The sequence below is a fragment of the Hellea balneolensis DSM 19091 genome, assembly GCF_000428525.1.
Taxonomy (GTDB): domain Bacteria; phylum Pseudomonadota; class Alphaproteobacteria; order Caulobacterales; family Maricaulaceae; genus Hellea; species Hellea balneolensis.
Map to the genome: position 1 here is coordinate 354164 of NZ_AUAC01000002.1, position 19038 is coordinate 373201.

The window sequence follows — 19038 nt, forward strand, 5'->3', positions numbered from 1 at the left end:
TTTATCCGACGAAAGATTTTTCAACTACGAACTCAGCTGGATTGGAGTTTGAGCCTTCTTTAAGGCCAAATTTTTCAACAATAGCGGCTGTATCATCAATCATATCCTTGGAGCCGCAAATCATGACGCGATCTTCTTCGGGGTTTAATGGCGGCGTCCCTGCATTATTAAAGAGCTCACCCGACTCGATAAGCGTCGTGATACGCCCTTTTAGCGGATAATCCTCTCGCGTAAGTGACGCGACATGCAATAGCTTGTCCCCGACCATTTCTCCCACAAGCGGGTCATCTTTCAAATCATTCACCAAGCGCAGCCCATAAGAAAGCTCCGCTTTCTGGCGACAGGTATGCGTTAAGATTACTTGATCATAACGCTCATAGGTTTCAGGATCACGGATAAGCGAAGCAAAAGGCGCAATGCCCGTCCCTGTCGAAAACATGTAAAGACGTTTACCCGGCAAAAGCGCATCCAAAACCAACGTGCCTACAGGCTTCTTGCCTAAGAGAATAGTATCGCCTCCTTGGATTTTCTGAAGCCGTGATGTGAGCGGCCCATCAGGAACTTTAATGGAATAGAATTCAAGCTTATCATCCCATGATGGACTTGCCACAGAGTAAGCGCGCATAATTGGCTTGCGCTGCTCTTCAGTTTTTGGAAGTCCTATCATAATAAACTCGCCCGAGCGGAAGCGAAAACTCGCAGGACGGCTGATTTCAAAGCGAAAAAGGCGATCCGTAAAATGTTCGACGGAAAGGACTTTTTCTTCTGTAGGGGCGTTGGACATAAATTCTTCTAAATTGTGTTGCGTGCGCGAGATAAGGCTTAATGAGTCAAATTACAATATCCTTTATAAAAAACAACTGTTCTTTATATAGAACGCTCTGATTTTACAATCATGTAGCGGATGATTGATATGAGATAAGTTGAACTCGCGCTCAAATGTCTTAGAACAAGAGCATGTCAAATTTTGAGCTCACAGATAACTTCCCGTCATCCTCCCAAGAAAGTTGGCAAGCCCTTGTTGAAAAAGGATTGCGCGGGGCTGATTTAGACAGCCTAATGCGCATTACAGATGACGGACTCGCACGCGGACCGCTATCAACACTGAATGAAAGGCCCCAAGACATAGCGGCCCTTCCTCGTGCTGGAGCTCCCCTATTAGAAGGACGAGCTTGGCACATAACCGCGCCCGTGCAAGACCCTGAAATAGCCCATGCGAATAAGCAAGCTCTTGAAGACCTAACGGGCGGTGCCAGCGCCTTGCGAATTACACTTGGCGATAAAGGTGTACAGATCAAAAATGCTAATGAAATGAAGCGCTTGATGGATAAGGTTTACTCAGAACTGATCCCCATAATGATTGCGCCAAATAACGACATTCGTAATGCAGAGCTTTTTAAGGACTTTAAGACCGCGGATATTTGTCTTGGCCTTGGCCCAAAAACAGAAGGCCTTACAGAACTTGCCGAAGAACTGCCTGAGACATGGAGGCTGATTACGATCAATGCGGCAGGAGTTCACGACAGAGGGGGAACGGAAGCCCAGGAGCTCGCCTATTTAGCAGCTTCTGCGACGCACGCTTATCGGACCTTGGGGCAAAGCGGCGCCAAACATATAGGCGTTGAACTTTCGGCCAGCCAAGACGGACACTTAACTATCGCAAAACTCCGGGCAGCTCGACGCATTTACGCTCGCATTGCTGAAAGCTTCGGCGTTAAAGAGAGCGCCCTTTCCATTAGCGTGGTGACCTCGAAACGGATGATGCAAAGCAAAGACCCTTGGACAAATATGCTCCGCGTGATGAGCGCTGGATTTGGCGCTGTGATTGGCGGCGCAGATTTCATCATGGCCCGCCCTTTCACTGATGCTATAGGACTCGCCACACCCTTTGGACACCGCATTGCCCGTAATATGCAGCTCATGATGATGGAAGAAAGCCATCTGGGCCAGGTAAAAGATGCTGCATATGGCAGCTATTTCCATGAGCGCATGACAGAAAGTCTGGCGCAAAAGGCATGGGCAGAATTTCAGCAGATTGAAAGCGAGGGCGGCATAGAAAATATTGATGCATTTAAAACAAGAATCGAAGCTGCAGCCAAAGCGCGTAAAGATAAAGCCAACCCTATTCTCGGCGTGAATTTACACACTCTCGAAAAAGACAGTACAGCCTATCGCGAGGCGAAAGTGCGACGGGTCCCATCATGAGCCACCCCGATTTCACGAAAATAGACCTTGGTATTCCGACTGGGTATAACCGAAAGGGCGAATCTTGGCTCTCTCCCGAAGGCATCGACATAAAGACGGCCTATGATGCCTCTGACATAGCGAGTTTAGAAAATCTCAATACATATCCTGGCCTGACCCCATATATTCGCGGCCCCTACCCGACCATGTATGCGCAGCGCCCTTGGACCATCCGTCAATATGCTGGATTCTCAACGGCTGAGGATTCCAACGCTTTTTACCGCCGCAACCTGGCAGCAGGACAAAAGGGACTATCGGTGGCTTTCGACCTCGCGACCCATCGGGGTTACGACTCTGATCATCCACGCGTGCCCGGTGATGTCGGCATGGCGGGCGTTGCGATAGACTCTATCTACGATATGCGGGTTTTGTTCGATAAAATTCCTCTGGATAAGATGTCCGTGTCCATGACAATGAATGGCGCAGTTCTCCCCGTACTCGCCCTCTATATCGCGGCGGCCGAGGAACAAGGCGTTAAACAAGAACAGCTCGCAGGTACAATCCAAAACGACATTCTTAAAGAGTTCATGGTACGAAACACCTATATCTATCCCCCTAAACCCAGCATGCGAATAATATCGGATATTTTTGAGCATACATCTCAACACATGCCCAAATTCAACTCTATCTCCATCTCAGGCTATCATATGCAAGAAGCCGGAGCGTCCGCAGATATTGAGCTAGGCTATACCCTCGCCGATGGCCTTGAATATGTTCGCACAGGTATCGCAGCCGGAATGGATATTGATAGCTTCGCCCCGCGCCTCTCTTTCTTCTGGGCGATTGGTATGAATTATTTCATGGAAGTTGCCAAAATGCGGGCCGCTCGCTTGCTTTGGGCCAAGCTCCTGACGCCGTTTAATCCGCAGAACCCTAAATCGACAATGCTACGCACTCATTGCCAAACATCCGGTTGGTCACTTACGGCACAGGATGTGTTCAACAATGTAGGTCGCACCCATATCGAAGCCATGGCAGCGGTGGATGGGGGCACGCAAAGCCTCCATACAAATTCCCTCGACGAGGCCCTCGCCTTACCTACTGATTTCTCAGCCCGAATCGCCCGTAACACGCAGATCTTCCTCCAAACCGAAGGCAAACATTGCGATCAAATCGACCCTTGGGGGGGTAGTTTTTATGTTGAACGTCTCACCCATGATCTCGCCGCGCGGGCGCTCGCCCATATCGAGGAAGTCGAAGCCCTAGGCGGAATGGCGGCGGCCATTGAAGCAGGTATTCCTAAACTGCGCATCGAGGAATCCGCCGCCCGCACCCAAGCCCGCATAGATAGCGGCGCACAAACCGTGGTCGGCGTGAATAAATATCTTAGCGACGAGAAAGACGACATCCCTATCCTAAAGGTCGATAATGACAAAGTTCGCGCGGGGCAAATTGCGCGGATTCATAAACTCAAAGCCGACCGCGATACGGATGAAACCATGGCAGCGCTCGACGCTCTTACAAAATCAGCTGACACAGGACATGGCAACCTTCTCGCCCTCGCCGTGGATGCCGCGCGAAAGAAAGCCACAGTAGGCGAAATTTCCTATGCACTTGAAAAAGTCTGGGGCCGTTATGAAGCCAAACCGGCAGGCGTGACGGGCGTTTATTCATCTGCCTTTGACGAGCGTAACCCTAGTTATGCCGAAGCGGTCAAACGTATCAAAGCCTTTTCTGAACTGGAGGGCCGCAAGCCGAAGGTCATGATCGCGAAAATGGGCCAAGACGGCCATGATCGCGGCCAGAAAGTCGTGGCCACAGCATTTAAAGATATTGGCTTTGATGTAGTGATAGGCCCTCTCTTCCAGACCCCTGAAGAGTCCGCAAAAATGGGCATAGAAAATGATGTGGATGTCATAGCGGCAAGCTCACTCGCCGCAGGTCACCTCAATCTCGTTCCAAGCTTACGTGATGAGTTAAAAGCTCAGGGCCATGACGACATCATGATTATTGTTGGCGGTGTGGTTCCTCCAGAGGACGTCGAAACGCTAAAAGATATGGGCGCAAAAGCTGTCTTCCCACCAGGGACAAATATCCCCGAAGCAGTGCTTGAAGTGCTCGATGTCGTCAATATGCGGCTAAGCCAGGGTTCCTAATATATATATCTGCAATCGATTGACTTGGCATCATGATATATATCATCCAGGCATCTTATCGAAAGCCGGAATGTCATCATCCATCAAAGTGCAGGGCAGCTTAGACCCCGCATAAACATTGAACTGTGGCTGGATGTGTTCTTTTTCATTTATACTCCCGGCGCGTAACCCGATCATTCCGGGTCGTCCTTTGGCAAACATTTGAGAGCCGCAATGAGTACAAAATTCTTTTGTGAGCTGGTTACCGCTATCAACGGTATGGCTAAATGATTTTAGCTCACCAGTAACTTCCACATTATCACTCTCCATAAATACGAGCGTCGCGAAGGGTGAACCCGAAACCTGTTGGCAATCTGTGCAATGACAATTACCCTGCATAGCAATGTCGCCATCCGCTTCAAAGCGAACAGCTCCGCATAGGCAGTTTCCTGTTAATTTTGGCATACCTTCCTCCTGTTTTTATAGAGAAAGACTAGCCCTGTTAGCCTAATCCACCAAGCGTAAAAACTCTGCGCGTTGTTCGGCCTTATGGAATTTTCCTGACAGGGCGGAACTAATCATTTTATGCGGGGTCTTAATTCCGCGCATGGTCATACAAAGGTGCTCACCTTTTGCCATGACCGCAACATCATCCGTTCCGAGGATGACTTTAACGTGGTTAGCAATATCAGAGACAAGTTGTTCCTGAAGGGTAAGCTTGTGCGCGTGCTTATGCGCAATACGGGCAAATTTTGACAGCCCTAAAACTTTATCATCTGCAATGTAAGCGATGGATACGTCACACCAAAAGGGCAACATGTGATGCTCACACATAGACCAGACGCGCATCCCCGTAACCGCCACCATTTGATTGTGTTTAACCGCGCTAAATGTTGTATCTAGTTTACCCGCATCATATTCGATGAATTCCCGCCAGAAATTCGCTATACGGCGCGGCGTTTCTTTCAGGCCCTCTCTCTCTGGGTCCTCGCCCAGCGCAGCTAAAAGTTCGGTGACTAGTGATTTGACCTTTTCATGATCTATTTTGCGTGGAGGTTCGTTATATCGTGATGGCATCTATATCTCTTTGTGCTGAGGTGTGCGTTAGCTCTTATTTTATTTACGACTTAGGAGAGGCTAACGTTTTATTTTATCTCGGCGCGAATAGCTTCAACGCGCTTACGGTTGACCCCGCGGTCAGAATACCCGACACGTGACGCCGAACGAATATGCCAAATATTCTCTTTATCATGCCGGATTTCCACATCATCGACGAATTTAAAAATACTCGACATATAAGTGGCCGAAACATAATTTGGCGTTTCGGAAGTTATAGTTCCGCCCGTCTCAATGATAGCCGCCTTGATGGCGTCGAGCGTTCCATTAAGAGGCGCCACTTTTTTCTCGGGCTGCACGTCGACTTCGGAAGACACACAATTTGGGGCAGATCCAGGCGCTGCTAAATGCCCATCAACTAGCCCTTTGGCCTTACCTTTTTGGGATTTCAAACCGAGTAAAAAAAACACCACAATTATAACCCCAATAGCTCCAAGAATGAATTTCATAATGATATCTTTTTATGACTCGGCAAATATTATGTCTGACACGTAATCATCATACCATGTCGGCCCCGTCAAGCTTTGGAAAAAACCATTATGACCGCCATATTTATGAATGATACGGCGGGCATTATGATTCAGCTCTAGTTTCAAAATATCATCCGGCGGAATAATACCGTCATCCGCAGCCGTAATGATGCTTATAGGAACAGGGCACGTCTTTAAATCATGCGGATCAACCCGGTAAGCATTAAAATAAGCTTCCATTGTCGGATAATCGGAATAGAGCGGCATAATCTGTTCTGTGATCGCCAGAACACGGTTCGTTTTGATCATATCGTCAAAGTCATAGAGATGCGGAAAGACGGCTTGCTTCTTGCGTAGGGATGCTGTCCATTTTTTTAAAAAGTAACGCCTATAAATGGGATTTACGTCCACCAGAGGGGCTGCCGCCCATGGGTCAACAACGGGGCTAATTGCAAAAATATGCTTGAGGTTTTTAATGGTTAGATCGCGAAGGCTTCGCGCTATACGCAAGCTGAAATTTCCGCCAAGTGAAAACCCGACAATGTAAACGGGCGCACCATCCGCAAGTTCGGCGGCTTGTTTAACTGCATCAAAGACTTCATTAAAATTGGTGGATAGGAATATACCTTCATTAAGCTCATGCGTATCGCCATGATCACGGTAATTCAGCCGAAAGACAGACGCGCCCTGATTAAACACCCTGCGACCACCCGCCACAACATAAGTGCTGTCCTGAGATCCTTCCCAACCATGAAGAAATATGACCAGGGCTTTATTCTGCGGATGTCGTGAATAGCTTCCACGTAATTTTACGCCATCCTCGCAGTTCAATAATTTGGGTATCGCAACATCTAGCATCGGATTCTTACCGCGTTTACGATATTTAAATGAGGCCAAAGCGGTTTGCACAAGGGAAGGTCTCAACCAAAATGGCGGCTCAAAGGGGGTGTAACCCAGCTCTTGGTCCTGATGTGTAATGGTTGACGACATGGCATAAAAATAGGCCTGAGGATTAGAAACTCAAGCCTATTTTAGGTGATGTACTGTTAAAACTATGCGGTCAAAAGATGATCAGCAATATTTGTATTATCTGCTGATTTAAGGCCATAAGCTTCGATAAGGTCCATAATTGGCTTTTTCTCAGTGCTTTGGATAGCTATGCTGTATTGGATTTCACCATCTATTTCTATCTCGGAAATTTCGGCAGTCACTTTACCTTTTTTGAAAACTTCTCGCGATTTTTTAGCTTCAAAATATTTGCTTTTGCGTTGCAAAGACTCGCACAAGCTATCCGGTGTCGCGACACTGTTCAAAGAGCCTCTAAAACGCGGAATAGCAGACCCAATCGTGGCAGATGTTGTCCGTTTCATGGGGAACGATGTACTTATGGACCGCTCCCAGAGCTCAACAGGTTCATTGTCATTCAACTTGGAGCGAACTTCGAAAAGCTCGTCATCAATCATACGCGGCATGACATTGCGACGTCCGGGTATGAGAAAATACTTTTCTGTACGGGTTTCGGATTTAACAGATTTAAAATCAGATTCTATTTTCTCGCGCAGATCTTGCGTGTCGGATTTAAATGTACGCCATTGAAAGAAGCGTTCGGCAAGTGTGCGGCGTTGTTGATTAACGGGTCTGTTATAATGATAAAGCATGAGATCCTTTTGGGAAATGAGAGGTGAAAAATACAAAGAAGGCCCGCAGCATTTACTGCGGAGGAACCAGAACCTTAAAAGAAAGCAAAAATCTCTCTAAAAATGGTTGGCGTAATTTGCATGAAACTCTAGTAACATCCTAACATTAAAAAAGCAAGGTTTTGTTAATAATTAGCTTTCCAAGGCGTTAAGCTACTCCGTTGCAAACTCCATAATCACTTCATCTACGGCCAGATTGTCTCCTGCCGCCGCATTAATTTTAGAAATTACGCCCTTCTTTTCGGCCCGTAATGTATTTTCCATTTTCATGGCCTCAACCACGGCAAGGGCCTGTCCGTCTTGCACTTCTTGACCTTCTTCGACCAAGACAGACACGATAACGCCCGGCATTGGACATAACAGCAGATTGGACGTATCAGGGGCGACCTTAATCGGCATCAGCTTAGCAAGCTCTGCCCCGCGCGGCGTACGCACAGCGACTTTAAACTCACAGCCACGATGCCATACGCGGTAGCCCTCGGCGCATTTATGATTTTTGAAGGTAAACGCCTCATTATCCACATAGGCCCGCACAAGCTCTTGGCCCGGCTTCCACGCCGTCATAACTTCCATCTCTATCGCGGCTTTATCCTCTTCGGGATTATCCATAACGATAGTGCGTAATCCGCGCTCACCATTAATATCGGCGGTGAAGTTTAGCTCTCCAATCTGCACCGCCCACTCATCTGGAATATGGCGCGCATGGTTTGGTAAAGCCCCGGATATCTCCGCCGCGCGGTGCTCTGTTATGTCATGCATGAGCGCGCAGACCGCCGCGATTTTGCGCATATGGCCGCTATTAGGATCGGCTCCCATAAACCCATCAGGATATTCATCAGCGATAAAGGCGGTTGTGATGTCGCCGCGTTCAAAACGGTCATGATCATAAACGGCTTGGAGGAAAGGAATGTTGTGTCCAATACCGTCGAGTTCAAAACTATCTAGCGCCTCTTTCATAACATTGATCGCCACGCCGCGATCCTCGCCCCATGTACAGAGCTTGGCGATCATCGGATCGTAATACATGGAAATTTCGCCGCCTTCATAGACGCCCGTATCATTGCGAATAATCGCGCCATTGGACAGCGTGCCTTCCGCAGGCGGGCGGTAGCGTTTCAGGCGGCCAATAGACGGGAGGAAATTACGGAACGGATCTTCGGCATAGATACGCGATTCAATTGCCCAGCCATTAAGTTTCACGTCTTTCTGTTTAATGGCGAGCTTATCGCCATTGGCGGATTTAATCATCTGCTCCACGAGGTCCACACCTGTGATAAGTTCCGTGACAGGATGTTCGACTTGGAGGCGTGTATTCATCTCAAGGAAGTAGAAATTCTTATCCTTATCGACGATGAATTCCACCGTCCCTGCAGAGTCATAATCCACGGCTTTGGCGAGGGCGACGGATTCCGCGCCCATCGCCGCACGAGTTTTTCATCTAGGAAAGGCGACGGGGCCTCTTCAATGACTTTCTGGTTACGGCGCTGAATAGAGCATTCACGCTCATTGAGATAAATCACATTGCCATGCTTATCGCCCAGCACTTGGATTTCGATATGGCGCGGCTCTTCGACGAATTTTTCGATAAAAATACGGTCATCGCCAAAGCTATTGGCGGCTTCGTTTTTGGAGGATTGAAATCCTTCCCGCGCTTCCTCGTCATTATAGGCAATGCGCATGCCCTTCCCGCCCCCACCAGCAGAGGCTTTAATCATCACAGGATAGCCGATTTGTTTTGAAATTTTAACGGCTTCTTCGGCGTCCTCAATCAGGCCCATATGACCCGGCACGCAAGACACACCCGCATCCATAGCCAGTTTCTTAGAGGTAATTTTATCGCCCATAGAGACAATGGCGTGAGGGTTTGGCCCGATAAAAGTAATCTTTTTCTTGGCGAGGAGTTTTGCAAATTCAGGATTTTCCGAGAGGAAGCCATAGCCGGGATGCACAGCATCCGCCCCTGTTTGCTCAATCGCGTCAATGATTTTATCCATCACCAAATAGGATTGGTTCACCGCAGGCGGGCCCAAATGCACCGCCTCATCCGCCATCTCGACATGAAGCGCGTTGCGGTCAGCATCAGAATAAACCGCAACGGTTTTGATGCCCATTTTACGGGCGGTTTTAATGACGCGGCAGGCTATCTCGCCGCGGTTCGCTATGAGTATTTTTTTAATCTCAGACATTTAAAATCTCTTGCAACTTTGTTTGCCCATTAGTTACAGAACTGCGTAGTAAAGTTATCTGTTCCAATGTTTCATCTATTTTAATAGGAATTGACGGAAAACTCATTTTGCCTTCGCTATAAAAGTTTAACAAACCAAATTTGATGTAGTTTGTCGTCGCTGAATCTTGGTATTCAATTAATAGGTCATTCTTTCGTGTCTGGAATGCGACGTCATAATATTCAGAAATATCGGACCAATCATAATGTAACCAAAACGGTTCTAATTCGGACTTTTTAAGGCCTAACAAGTGACGAATAACATCTCCTCGATAAATATTCACTTTCACCCAAGGGAATTTCCTCGATCTATCTCTATTGGGATATAAGACGTCACGAATTCTTTTTTGGAGAGCTTGAAGCAAATTTAACTGTTTCCATTTTTCGAGTTCTTCATCACAGATTACATTCGCGCACTGGATGCAATAAGTATCAATCAAACCTAACTGAAAATGTAGCAGATCAGAGTTTTCTCTCATAAACTCAAGTTGACTTGGGGTAAGCCCAAAAGCAAATTTGTTGTGAGCAACCATTTAAAGCGGCAAGTTCCCATGCTTCTTCCACGGGTTCTGGAGTTGCTTATCCTTCAACATTGCAAAGGCTCTGTTCACGCGTTTGCGCGTGCTTTGCGGCTGTATCACCTCGTCAATATAGCCGAGTTCTGCGGCGCGGAAGGGGCTTAGGAATTTGTCTTCATAATCGGCGATATGGGCGGCAGTTTTTTCAGCGTCGCCTAAATCTTTGCGGTGGAGGATTTCTGTTGCCCCCTTCGCCCCCATCACCGCGATTTGGGCGGTGGGCCAAGCATAGTTGATATCGCCGCGCAAATGTTTGGGCGCCATCACGCAATAGGCCCCGCCATAAGCTTTGCGGGTAATGACGGTGACCTTCGGGACTGTCGCTTCCCCGTAAGCATAGAGCAGTTTCGCGCCGTGCTTAATCACGCCGCCAAATTCTTGGGACGTTCCCGGCAAGAAACCCGGCACATCGACAAGCGTAAGAATCGGAATTTCAAAGGCGTCACAGAAACGCACATGACGCGCGGCTTTGCGTGAGGCATCACTATCGAGACACCCCGCCAGCACCATAGGCTGATTGGCAATCACGCCAACGGTTTGGCCTTCGAGGCGGATAAAGCCGCAAAGGATATTCTTGGCAAAGTCGCGCTGTATCTCAAAGAAATCACCTTCATCGGCGACCTTCTCGACCAGTTCCTTCATATCATAGGGGATATTGGGATTATCAGGGACAATCGTATCAAGGCTGGTATCAATGCGGTCATGCTCATCAAAGAAAGGCCGCGAGGGAGAACCTGTGCGGTTATTGAGCGGGAGGAAATCAAAAAGACGCCGAATTTCCGCTAGCGCCTCCATATCATTATCAAACGCGCCATCCGCCACAGAGGATTTGGTCGTATGGGTTTTCGCACCGCCCAGCTCTTCCGCCGTGACAATCTCATTGGTCACAGTTTTCAAAACATCCGGCCCCGTCAGGAACATGTAAGAGCTATCGCGCACCATAAAGATAAAGTCGGTCAGCGCGGGTGAATACACCGCGCCGCCCGCGCTTGGGCCCATAATGACGGAAATTTGCGGGACAACACCTGACGCTAAGATATTGTTTTGAAACACATCTGTATAGCCTGCGAGGGCCTCAACGCCTTCTTGGATGCGCGCGCCGCCTGAATCGTTCAAACCGATAATGGGCGCGCCGTTTTTCATCGCCATCTCTTGGATTTTGCAAATCTTCTGCGCATGTGTCTTAGAGAGAGAGCCGCCAAAAACGGTAAAATCTTGCGCATAGACGAAAGTCTTACGTCCGTTAATCGTGCCCCACCCTGTGACGACGCCATCGCCCGCAAAATGTTTCTTCTCCATCCCGAAATCAGTGGAACGGTGTTTGACGAACATATCGAATTCTTCAAAGCTACCGGGATCAAGCAGAAGTTCTAAGCGTTCCCGCGCCGTAAGCTTGCCCTTAGCATGTTGAGCCTCAATTCTGCTCTCCCCGCCGCCGAGCCGCGCTTCGTCTCTGCGCAGTTCCAATTGGTTTATAATCTCGCTCAAACCTAATCCCCTAAACCCAGTCTAATAAAGCTAATCTGTTACCCTACTAATCGCCGCGCAAGGGTCAACCCTGATTTGGGTCAAATCATATAGGCGATTAAAATCTATCCGCTTGTCGAAAGAAAAATCCATGCAATTCTGACCATCGCTCTTGCAAGATTGTCAGTTGCCTTTGGCGCGGATAAGCCTAGATTGAGTCACGTATTGCAAACCCTCCGCCAGTTAAGGGCGTATGAAATCCATGAAAATCAATAGATCATATTTGTTTGCGGCAGGAGCTGTCCTCGCTATCGCTTTGTGGTTTTTTTATAACTCAGCGATCAAAGAAGACGTATCACAAGCGCCTGCCCCCAAAATCGAACAAAAAACGGCTATGCCAACAGTTGTGGTCGAATATCGCGATGCCGAAGACCATCAAAACAGCTTTAAACTCTTTGGCCGCACCGAAGCCAACCGTGAAGTCGATGTTAAGGCCGAGACCGCCGGTCTTGTGATAGCCACACCTGTTACAGAAGGCCGCCGCATAAAACGCGGCACAACGCTTTGCCGCCAAGATGTCGATGCGCGTCAAGCCAATCTGGACCAAGCTCGCGCTAATCTGGACGCTAGAAAACTTGATTATCAATCTTCGAAAACTCTTGTTGAAAAAGGGTATCGTTCTTCAGTGCAGCTGAAATCCTTACAAGCTGCTGTGGACGGGGCGAACGCTGCTGTGAAACAGGCACAGATAGAGCTTGATAATGTGAACATGCGCGCCCCGTTTTCAGGGATATTCGATTCGCAAATCGCCGAAGTCGGCGATTACTTACTCCCGGGTCAACCTTGTGGAAAACTGATTGAGATGGACCCGTTAATTGTGTCGGTCGAACTTACGGAGTCGCAAGTCGGGAAGATCAGCATTGGACAAGAGGCAAATGTCGAACTGGCAACAGGCCAAACCATAAATGGTAAAATTCGCTTCATCGAAGCCAATGCGAAAGCGTCAACCCGCACTTTCCGCACGGAGATCGAGGTGCCCAACGCTGATTATGCCCTTAAAGGCGGCGTAACCGCGACAGTCGCCATCAGAGCTGGAACTGTGAAAGCACAGCATGTCCCTTCCAAAATACTGACATTGGACTCGGACGGCACAATAGGAGTTCGGCATCTTACAGAGGATAATCGCGTTGAGTTCTCAACCGTCTCGCAAATTGACGAAGACAGCAAAGGCATATGGGTGACGGGACTACCTGACTCTACGCGCATCATTGTACAGGGACAAGATTTTGTGTCCAATGGCACAGAAGTTGAACCGGATGTCGCGGATTATAGCGGGGCCACTGAATAGCTATGGGCGGCATTGTCGGCATTGTTGGCTTCTCAATCCGCAACTGGCGGATGACCATCGGCATCATGATTTTTGCTGTCATAGGCGGATTATTGGCCCTTGACCGTCTGCCCCTCGATGCCGAACCCGATATTCCTGTGCCCTTTGTAAATGTGCGTGTCGTCCTGCCGGGGATTTCACCTGAAGACGCGGAGCGATTGCTTATCAGGCCTTTGGAAACCGAGATAAAGTCTATCGAAGGTGTAAAGCAAATAGACTCCATTGCAGCCACAAATGTCGCTTATGTCATTATCGAATTTGATATATCCCACGACCAGGATAAAGCCATACGCGACGTGCTTGAAAAAGTTGACCGTGCCCGGTCGGAATTCCCACAAGAAGCACAAGAACCTGTTGTCGAAGAAGTCTCAACCTCAACGCTGCCTATAATTACGGTAAATCTGTGGGGTGATGTACCGGAACGCGAATTACAAAAACGTGCCAAAGACCTTCAATCGCGCCTTGAAAGTCTGCCTCAGGTCTTGGAAGCCAATATTTCAGGTGAGCGTATAAATGTTCTCGAAGCTATACTAGATCCACCGACTGTTGAGAGCCTTGGAATTACATATGATGAAATTGCGCTTGCGGTGAACCGCAATAACAGTCTTATCCCGGCGGGCGCATTGGAAACAGATAGCGGTAAGTTCAATATCAAACTTCCCGGCTTGATAGAGAACCCCGCAGACCTTGCTGATCTCGTGGTGCGCCGCGGCGAAAATAACAGTATAATCCGCATGAGCGATATCGCGACAGTACGGAGTGGGTACAAAGATATTGAGAACATTGCTCGCTTCAACCAGCGCACATCAGTGTCTCTGGAAATTTCAAAACGACAAGGCGAGAATATTCTCGACACCGCTCTTTTAGTGCAAGAAATGGTCGATAATATCAGCTCACGGGAAGACTGGCCTGAGACTATCAATGTCACCTATAGCCAATCGCGGTCTGTTTACATCAATGATATGCGGCGCGAATTATCCTCTTCCATTATCAATGCTGTTATCCTTGTCTTCATAGTCTGTATTGCAGCACTCGGTTGGCGTTCAGCCATCTTCGTGGGCTGGGCCATTCCCGCTAGTTTCTTGATCGCATTTTTCTTATTCTTCGTCCAAGGCGAAACCATCAATATGATGATCCTCTTTGGGCTTATTCTATCCGTTGGGGTGTTGGTAGACAGTGCCATTGTCATTATTGAATATGCCGACCGCAAAATGGATGAAGGTCTGCCCCGAAAGGAAGCCTTTCAAACGGCCGGTGAGCGCATGTTCTGGCCAATAGTGTCGTCGACAGCAACAACGCTCGCCGCCTTTATACCGCTTCTCTTTTGGGAAACGATCACCGGCAAATTCATGTCCTATTTCCCGCGTACCATGATCTATGTTCTCACAGCTTCAATGTTGATGGCCTTGATTTTTCTACCAACATTAGGCGCAGTTATTGGGTTTAAACCAAAGAAAAAAGAAAATTCCAACGCGGCGTTACTAGCCGGCGCTGATGGTGACCCTTCTAAACTTACCGGTTTTACTGGCGGATATGTGAAGGTGATACGTCAACTTATTCGTTTCCCGCTTTTGGTCTTGCTCGCAATGGGCATTCTTGGATTTCTGATCATCAGCGTCTTCGGTGCCAGCGTCAAAGGCCCGCCCCCAAAACCCGTTGAATTTTTCACCCAGACACCCAGCGACCAGGTTTTTGTCTTGGCCAGAACGCGCGGCAACACAACAGCTGAACAAAGCCTAACCATTGCAAAAGAACTAGAGAACCGGCTTGTCAAGGTTGATGGCGTGGACTCAATCTACACTGTTGCAGGTCCCGGTGCAGCGGGTGGTGGAGGCGGTGGAGAGGGCTTAAACGGTCCGTCAAATGTTCCCATAGATTCAACAGTGCGAATTTATACTGAACTGCTTCCCTTTAACGAACGCTCGCGACCTCTTGCTGAGATAATTGAGGAGCTTGAGCAAGTCACTACGGGCATACCCGGTGTCTTGACCGAGATTACAGCTATCGATCAAGGCCCGCCTATCGCCAAAGATATTGGTATTCAGATATCGGCTGAAAATCGCGAACAATTGAAATCAACCGCAATTTATGTGCGTGAAAAGCTCGCTTCAATAGAAGGTGTCTATGAGATTGAAGACAGCCTTCCCCTCCCCGGCGTGGATTGGGAAATCATAGTTGACCGCGCAGAAGCCGGGCGACTGGGGCTTGATGTTGGGCGGATAGGCGCAGCCTTACAATTCGTAACAGAAGGCGCGCTGGTCGGGCAATATCGCCCGCTTAATGTGGAGGAAGAAGTTGATATTCGCGTGCGCTATCCTAGCACCTCCCGCGACCTCGCACAGCTTGATAGTCTGCGTATTCAAACCCCGCAGGGCGCGTTACCTATTTCATCCGTAGTCAAACGCGTCGCGAAACCTCGCCAAGATAAAATTGAACGCCGTGATTTGCTTCCTTTCTATGTCGTCCAAGGCAATACGAGAAAGGATTATGCGACTAACTTGCAGGTAGAAGAGCTTCAAAAATGGTTCGACGAAGAAGCAGAACTTCCCCCTGGCACCCAAATTAAGTTTCTAGGGCAGGCCGAAGAAAATGCAGCTGCTGCGCAATTTGGGAAAAATGCGGCTATGGCAATTATGTTTATGATGGGCGTGATTTTATTGCTGCAATTTAACAGTTTTTATCACGTATTCCTGACACTCTCTGCCGTTGTTCTATCTGTCTTTGGCGTCATTCTAGGCCTGACATTCTATCCTTATATTTCCATGATACTTGTCCTAACAGGCGTCATCGCTTTGGCCGGAATTGTGGTGAATAACAATATTGTTTTAATTGACACCTATCAACGCTTACTCTCCAATGGATTTAGCCCCGAAGATGCTGCTCTTAGAACAGCCGCCCAAAGATTACGCCCCGTTATTCTTACCACCCTTACGACTGTTGTTGGTCTCATGCCTTTGGTTTTGGGGTGGCAAGCTAATATCTTTACAGGTGAGTTTTCTACGCGTGGATCCAGTACATCAGATATTTGGGCGCCTATTTCTTACGTTGTTTCTAGCGGTTTAGGCTTCGCAACAATACTTACACTTATTGTTACGCCCGTTATGCTCGCTATGCCCACTGTCATGAAGAAACGTCTACTGAAGCTCTTTGGCAAAAAGACAGATACAAATATGAAGCCGGAAGACGATGCGGATCCAAGCTTGGCTATAGACGACGCCCAGCCAATTGCAGCCGAGTAAGGCGCGCTTACTAGTCCACGATTAACGCCTCGGCTTCCTGAGGGGCAAATATAGCTGTATATTGCGCGCCGCCACCCAAGAGCTGCCGGCGTATTTGCCATCGAAAGGGTTCATATCTGATATCGGGAACAAAAGAGAGTTCAGTATTTCTTGAGGGAGGTAATCTTTCGAAAGGTACACTCACCCTTGCTTTAACACCGTCCGATTTAATGAGTTCCGCAGCGATCTCATATTCGCCCAAAGGCAACATATTACCAGCAATGAAGTTCCAGCGCCCTCCTGCACCAACACGAGTTTCACCGATAGCAGAAGGCCCTGCAAAAATTCTAACGCGTCCCTCTTCTTCTGTAGTGCCCGAAAAAATCACGCCGCCGCTATCATCGTAATCGATTGGCCCCATCGTCAGCGGACCGTCTGTTGGACTCCCCCCAAAGGGCGTTTGAACAATTCGTGTCGGGCCACCGGGGGCCGTGACCATGATTAAAGCGGGCTTATCTAAATCGATTTCTTCGGCGTCTTTCGGGGGTACAGGCACGCGAAAAACGGTTTCATCCCCTCTAACATTCAGTCCGCCGTCAACAAACATAACAAGTTCAAGTACCATTGTTTGATCCCGCTCAACATTAACATCCAGAGCCCAATTACCAGCGTCATCCGCTCTGATCTGACGCAAACGTTGATTACGATTTAGTAGAATAAGAACAGCGTTAGGTTCGCTCGTTCCATTCACGCGCAACAGGCGAGAGCTCCCGGTCCCAAATTCGTTTACAGTTCGAAAAATTACAGGCGTAAAGCCCGTATCTGTTACAGGCTCACTTTTCTCAGCGGGCTCTGATATTTCTACATCACCAGAAAAAATAGGCACGCTCGACAGGAATGATGTGGTTTGGACAGCAACAAGTAATATCAAGGCCAAAGCCAATCCTGTAACTACCATCCAAATTAGACGTGATTTCATTTTACTTAGTGTCTTTTCAACGTTGTCATCTCAATCACCGTAACCTAAGTCGTAACTGACATAACGCAAATGAAATAACCTAATTATGACATCAATCTGTGTATTTTGCGGCGCAAGCCCCGGCCATGATCCTAAGCATATGGCGTTAGCAAAAAGTGTCGGAAAAGCTTTGGCGAAGGCCAAACATCGCCTCGTCTATGGTGGCGGTGGTTTAGGTTTAATGGGAGCCGTGGCACGATCTGCGAACACATCAGGCGGTAAGGTCTTAGGTATCATGCCCGAGTTTTTAGCCGAAGTCGAAAAAACGCTTACAGATGTTGAGCACATTATGGTCCCAGACATGCATGCCAGAAAAATCATGATGTATGACGAGTCTGACGGCTTTATTGTATTGCCCGGCGGTATAGGCACATTGGAGGAAACGATTGAAATACTCTCTTGGATGCGGCTCAACCTGCATGAGAAGCCTTTAGTTTTCTTAGATGATACAGGTTATTGGGATCCTATCATTCGCGGGCTGCATCATACTATTGAAAAAGGTTTTGCTCCGGAAAGCTTTGCTAAAGATATCCATTCAGCCTCAACCGCACAGGAAGCTTTAATTTTTATCGCAAATAAGATCGCGAGTCCGAATGTTCGAGAGCCCCTCGATATCCATAAAAAAGTTTAAACTAGCAAAGTCTTACAGATGTACTCCAAACCCGCTTTATCTTCTGTGTCGAAAGAGCCAAGTTGCGTCGAATCAATATCCAAAACCGCGGCCAGGCTTCCTTCTTTATCAAAGACAGGCACAACAATCTCAGAATTTGAACGACTGTCACAAGCTATATGCCCCGGAAATTCATGAACATCTTCCACAATTACAGTCTTACCTAGCTCAGCTGCTGTGCCGCAGACACCTTTACCCAAAGGAATGCGCAAGCATCCCAAGGAGCCTTGATAGGGTCCGACAACAAGTTCTGTTGTTTTGAGCGGGTCTACAACATAAAACCCCGTCCAGAAGAAATAATCAAAAGCTTCATTCAGCAAACACGCCGCTGTCGCATATCTAGCAGTTTTAGATGTTTCGCCTTCAATGACCGCAGAGATTTGAAGCGCCACCTCATTATAAATTTCTTTTTTATTCATAAGCTTATCAAGCTTTCTTCTCCCATGATCCTCGATCGTTTTGCTGGTAATAAGATAGTGTTGCTCCGGCCTCTTTCAAAGCCCTCCAACGTTTTCGCTCTTGCAAGACATCGTCCTGCGAGCGGCCGTTGATCATGACTATGCAGCGTTCAACTCCGCTCATATCATCCAGATCCGTACCGCCTAGCAAAAAAACAGCTTGACGGCCTGAGGCTGTTACCGCTGAGGAACTGAGCGTAATAGGCTGTTGCTCGGACATCGGTTCGTCATCGCGCCCATGGGGCAGAAAACTGTCATCTTTGTAAGTCCAGAGATAATCATCCATCTCTTTAAGCTGCTCCACGGGGAGCTTAACCAGAGCCTTCCACCCCTTTTGGCGTGTTTTTTCCAAAAGGCCCGGCAGAACGCCTTCTACGGTCGAAGCTTCAAGGTGGTAAAACCAATATTCCATAAAG

17 protein-coding genes and 1 pseudogene are annotated in these 19038 nt (G+C 48.1%); 5 read left to right on the plus strand and 13 right to left on the minus strand.

The window, feature by feature from the left end; all coding sequences use genetic code 11:
* Position 1: 1 nt before the first annotated feature.
* Positions 2–784 (minus strand): ferredoxin--NADP reductase, encoded by a 783-nt coding sequence (locus F569_RS0101870; protein WP_026940796.1) that lies wholly within the window; start codon positions 782–784, stop codon positions 2–4.
* A 173-nt stretch (positions 785–957) separates the two neighbouring features.
* Between F569_RS0101870 and F569_RS0101875 the strand changes: the two genes are divergently transcribed.
* Both F569_RS0101875 and scpA read left to right on the plus strand, forming a co-directional pair.
* Positions 958–2205 carry a methylmalonyl-CoA mutase family protein gene (locus F569_RS0101875; protein ID WP_026940797.1) on the plus strand — a complete coding sequence of 416 codons (1248 nt, stop codon included), beginning with the start codon at positions 958–960 and terminating at the stop codon, positions 2203–2205.
* Positions 2202–4340: a methylmalonyl-CoA mutase gene (gene scpA / locus F569_RS0101880; RefSeq protein ID WP_154813607.1), complete on the plus strand. Its 2139-nt coding sequence runs from the start codon at positions 2202–2204 to the stop codon at positions 4338–4340. Before F569_RS0101875 ends, scpA begins: the two co-directional genes overlap by 4 nt.
* Positions 4341–4382: 42 nt before the next feature.
* On the opposite strand, the gene F569_RS0101885 is transcribed toward scpA, so the two are convergent.
* The 9 genes and pseudogenes from F569_RS0101885 to F569_RS0101920 form a co-directional block, all read right to left on the minus strand.
* Positions 4383–4784: a GFA family protein gene (locus tag F569_RS0101885; protein ID WP_026940799.1), complete on the minus strand. Its 402-nt coding sequence runs from the start codon at positions 4782–4784 to the stop codon at positions 4383–4385.
* A 42-nt stretch (positions 4785–4826) separates the two neighbouring features.
* Positions 4827–5396: a GTP cyclohydrolase I gene (folE, locus tag F569_RS0101890; protein ID WP_034387069.1), complete on the minus strand. Its 570-nt coding sequence runs from the start codon at positions 5394–5396 to the stop codon at positions 4827–4829.
* A gap of 68 nt (positions 5397–5464) precedes the next feature.
* On the minus strand, positions 5465–5884 hold the full coding sequence (locus F569_RS0101895; protein ID WP_026940801.1) for a DUF1499 domain-containing protein: 420 nt from the start codon (positions 5882–5884) through the stop codon (positions 5465–5467).
* Positions 5885–5896: 12 nt separating this feature from the next.
* Positions 5897–6895: a YheT family hydrolase gene (locus tag F569_RS0101900; RefSeq protein WP_051279113.1), complete on the minus strand. Its 999-nt coding sequence runs from the start codon at positions 6893–6895 to the stop codon at positions 5897–5899.
* 62 nt (positions 6896–6957) lie between these two features.
* Positions 6958–7563, minus strand: coding sequence for a hypothetical protein (locus tag F569_RS0101905; protein WP_026940803.1), 606 nt, complete (start codon positions 7561–7563; stop codon positions 6958–6960).
* A 192-nt stretch (positions 7564–7755) separates the two neighbouring features.
* Positions 7756–8850, minus strand: a complete 1095-nt coding sequence (locus F569_RS19805) for a biotin/lipoyl-containing protein (protein ID WP_407637002.1) — start codon at positions 8848–8850, stop codon at positions 7756–7758.
* A 27-nt stretch (positions 8851–8877) separates the two neighbouring features.
* Positions 8878–9788: pseudogene (locus tag F569_RS19810) on the minus strand (acetyl-CoA carboxylase biotin carboxylase subunit); the annotation flags it as partial.
* A complete protein-coding gene (locus tag F569_RS0101915; RefSeq protein WP_026940804.1) occupies positions 9781–10359 on the minus strand; it encodes a hypothetical protein in 579 nt (192 codons plus the stop codon). The pseudogene F569_RS19810 and the gene F569_RS0101915, both read right to left, overlap by 8 nt.
* Positions 10360–11892, minus strand: a complete 1533-nt coding sequence (locus F569_RS0101920; protein ID WP_026940805.1) for an acyl-CoA carboxylase subunit beta — start codon at positions 11890–11892, stop codon at positions 10360–10362. It lies immediately after the preceding gene.
* Positions 11893–12133: 241 nt separating this feature from the next.
* On the opposite strand from F569_RS0101920, the gene F569_RS16025 reads away from it, so the two are divergent.
* Positions 12134–13219 carry an efflux RND transporter periplasmic adaptor subunit gene (locus F569_RS16025; RefSeq protein WP_162143720.1) on the plus strand — a complete coding sequence of 362 codons (1086 nt, stop codon included), beginning with the start codon at positions 12134–12136 and terminating at the stop codon, positions 13217–13219.
* 2 nt (positions 13220–13221) lie between these two features.
* Positions 13222–16497, plus strand: coding sequence for an efflux RND transporter permease subunit (locus tag F569_RS16030; protein ID WP_051279117.1), 3276 nt, complete (start codon positions 13222–13224; stop codon positions 16495–16497).
* Between the two features lie 10 nt (positions 16498–16507).
* On the opposite strand, the gene F569_RS0101935 is transcribed toward F569_RS16030, so the two are convergent.
* A complete protein-coding gene (locus F569_RS0101935) occupies positions 16508–17455 on the minus strand; it encodes a hypothetical protein (RefSeq protein ID WP_026940806.1) in 948 nt (315 codons plus the stop codon).
* Positions 17456–17540: 85 nt separating this feature from the next.
* On the opposite strand from F569_RS0101935, the gene F569_RS0101940 reads away from it, so the two are divergent.
* Positions 17541–18125: an LOG family protein gene (locus F569_RS0101940; protein ID WP_051279119.1), complete on the plus strand. Its 585-nt coding sequence runs from the start codon at positions 17541–17543 to the stop codon at positions 18123–18125.
* Here the strand turns inward: F569_RS0101940 and F569_RS0101945 are convergent.
* A complete protein-coding gene (locus F569_RS0101945; protein ID WP_026940808.1) occupies positions 18122–18583 on the minus strand; it encodes a GAF domain-containing protein in 462 nt (153 codons plus the stop codon). The two genes, F569_RS0101940 and F569_RS0101945, sit on opposite strands and share 4 nt — an antisense overlap.
* Before the next feature lie 7 nt (positions 18584–18590).
* A complete protein-coding gene (locus tag F569_RS0101950; protein ID WP_026940809.1) occupies positions 18591–19034 on the minus strand; it encodes a DNA polymerase III subunit chi in 444 nt (147 codons plus the stop codon).
* Positions 19035–19038: the final 4 nt, after the last annotated feature.

Coding starts and splice junctions, on each gene's coding strand:
- F569_RS0101915 (WP_026940804.1), bottom strand. CDS start 10,359: ATGGTTGCTCACAACAAATTTGCTTTTGGGCTTACCCCAAGTCAACTT.
- F569_RS19805 (WP_407637002.1), bottom strand. CDS start 8,850: ATGATTAAATCCGCCAATGGCGATAAGCTCGCCATTAAACAGAAAGAC.
- F569_RS0101895 (WP_026940801.1), bottom strand. CDS start 5,884: ATGAAATTCATTCTTGGAGCTATTGGGGTTATAATTGTGGTGTTTTTT.
- F569_RS0101940 (WP_051279119.1), top strand. CDS start 17,541: ATGACATCAATCTGTGTATTTTGCGGCGCAAGCCCCGGCCATGATCCT.
- F569_RS0101870 (WP_026940796.1), bottom strand. CDS start 784: ATGTCCAACGCCCCTACAGAAGAAAAAGTCCTTTCCGTCGAACATTTT.
- scpA (WP_154813607.1), top strand. CDS start 2,202: ATGAGCCACCCCGATTTCACGAAAATAGACCTTGGTATTCCGACTGGG.
- F569_RS0101905 (WP_026940803.1), bottom strand. CDS start 7,563: ATGCTTTATCATTATAACAGACCCGTTAATCAACAACGCCGCACACTT.
- F569_RS0101875 (WP_026940797.1), top strand. CDS start 958: ATGTCAAATTTTGAGCTCACAGATAACTTCCCGTCATCCTCCCAAGAA.
- F569_RS16030 (WP_051279117.1), top strand. CDS start 13,222: ATGGGCGGCATTGTCGGCATTGTTGGCTTCTCAATCCGCAACTGGCGG.
- F569_RS0101900 (WP_051279113.1), bottom strand. CDS start 6,895: ATGTCGTCAACCATTACACATCAGGACCAAGAGCTGGGTTACACCCCC.
- F569_RS0101885 (WP_026940799.1), bottom strand. CDS start 4,784: ATGCCAAAATTAACAGGAAACTGCCTATGCGGAGCTGTTCGCTTTGAA.
- F569_RS16025 (WP_162143720.1), top strand. CDS start 12,134: ATGAAAATCAATAGATCATATTTGTTTGCGGCAGGAGCTGTCCTCGCT.
- F569_RS0101935 (WP_026940806.1), bottom strand. CDS start 17,455: ATGAAATCACGTCTAATTTGGATGGTAGTTACAGGATTGGCTTTGGCC.
- F569_RS0101950 (WP_026940809.1), bottom strand. CDS start 19,034: ATGGAATATTGGTTTTACCACCTTGAAGCTTCGACCGTAGAAGGCGTT.
- folE (WP_034387069.1), bottom strand. CDS start 5,396: ATGCCATCACGATATAACGAACCTCCACGCAAAATAGATCATGAAAAG.
- F569_RS0101945 (WP_026940808.1), bottom strand. CDS start 18,583: ATGAATAAAAAAGAAATTTATAATGAGGTGGCGCTTCAAATCTCTGCG.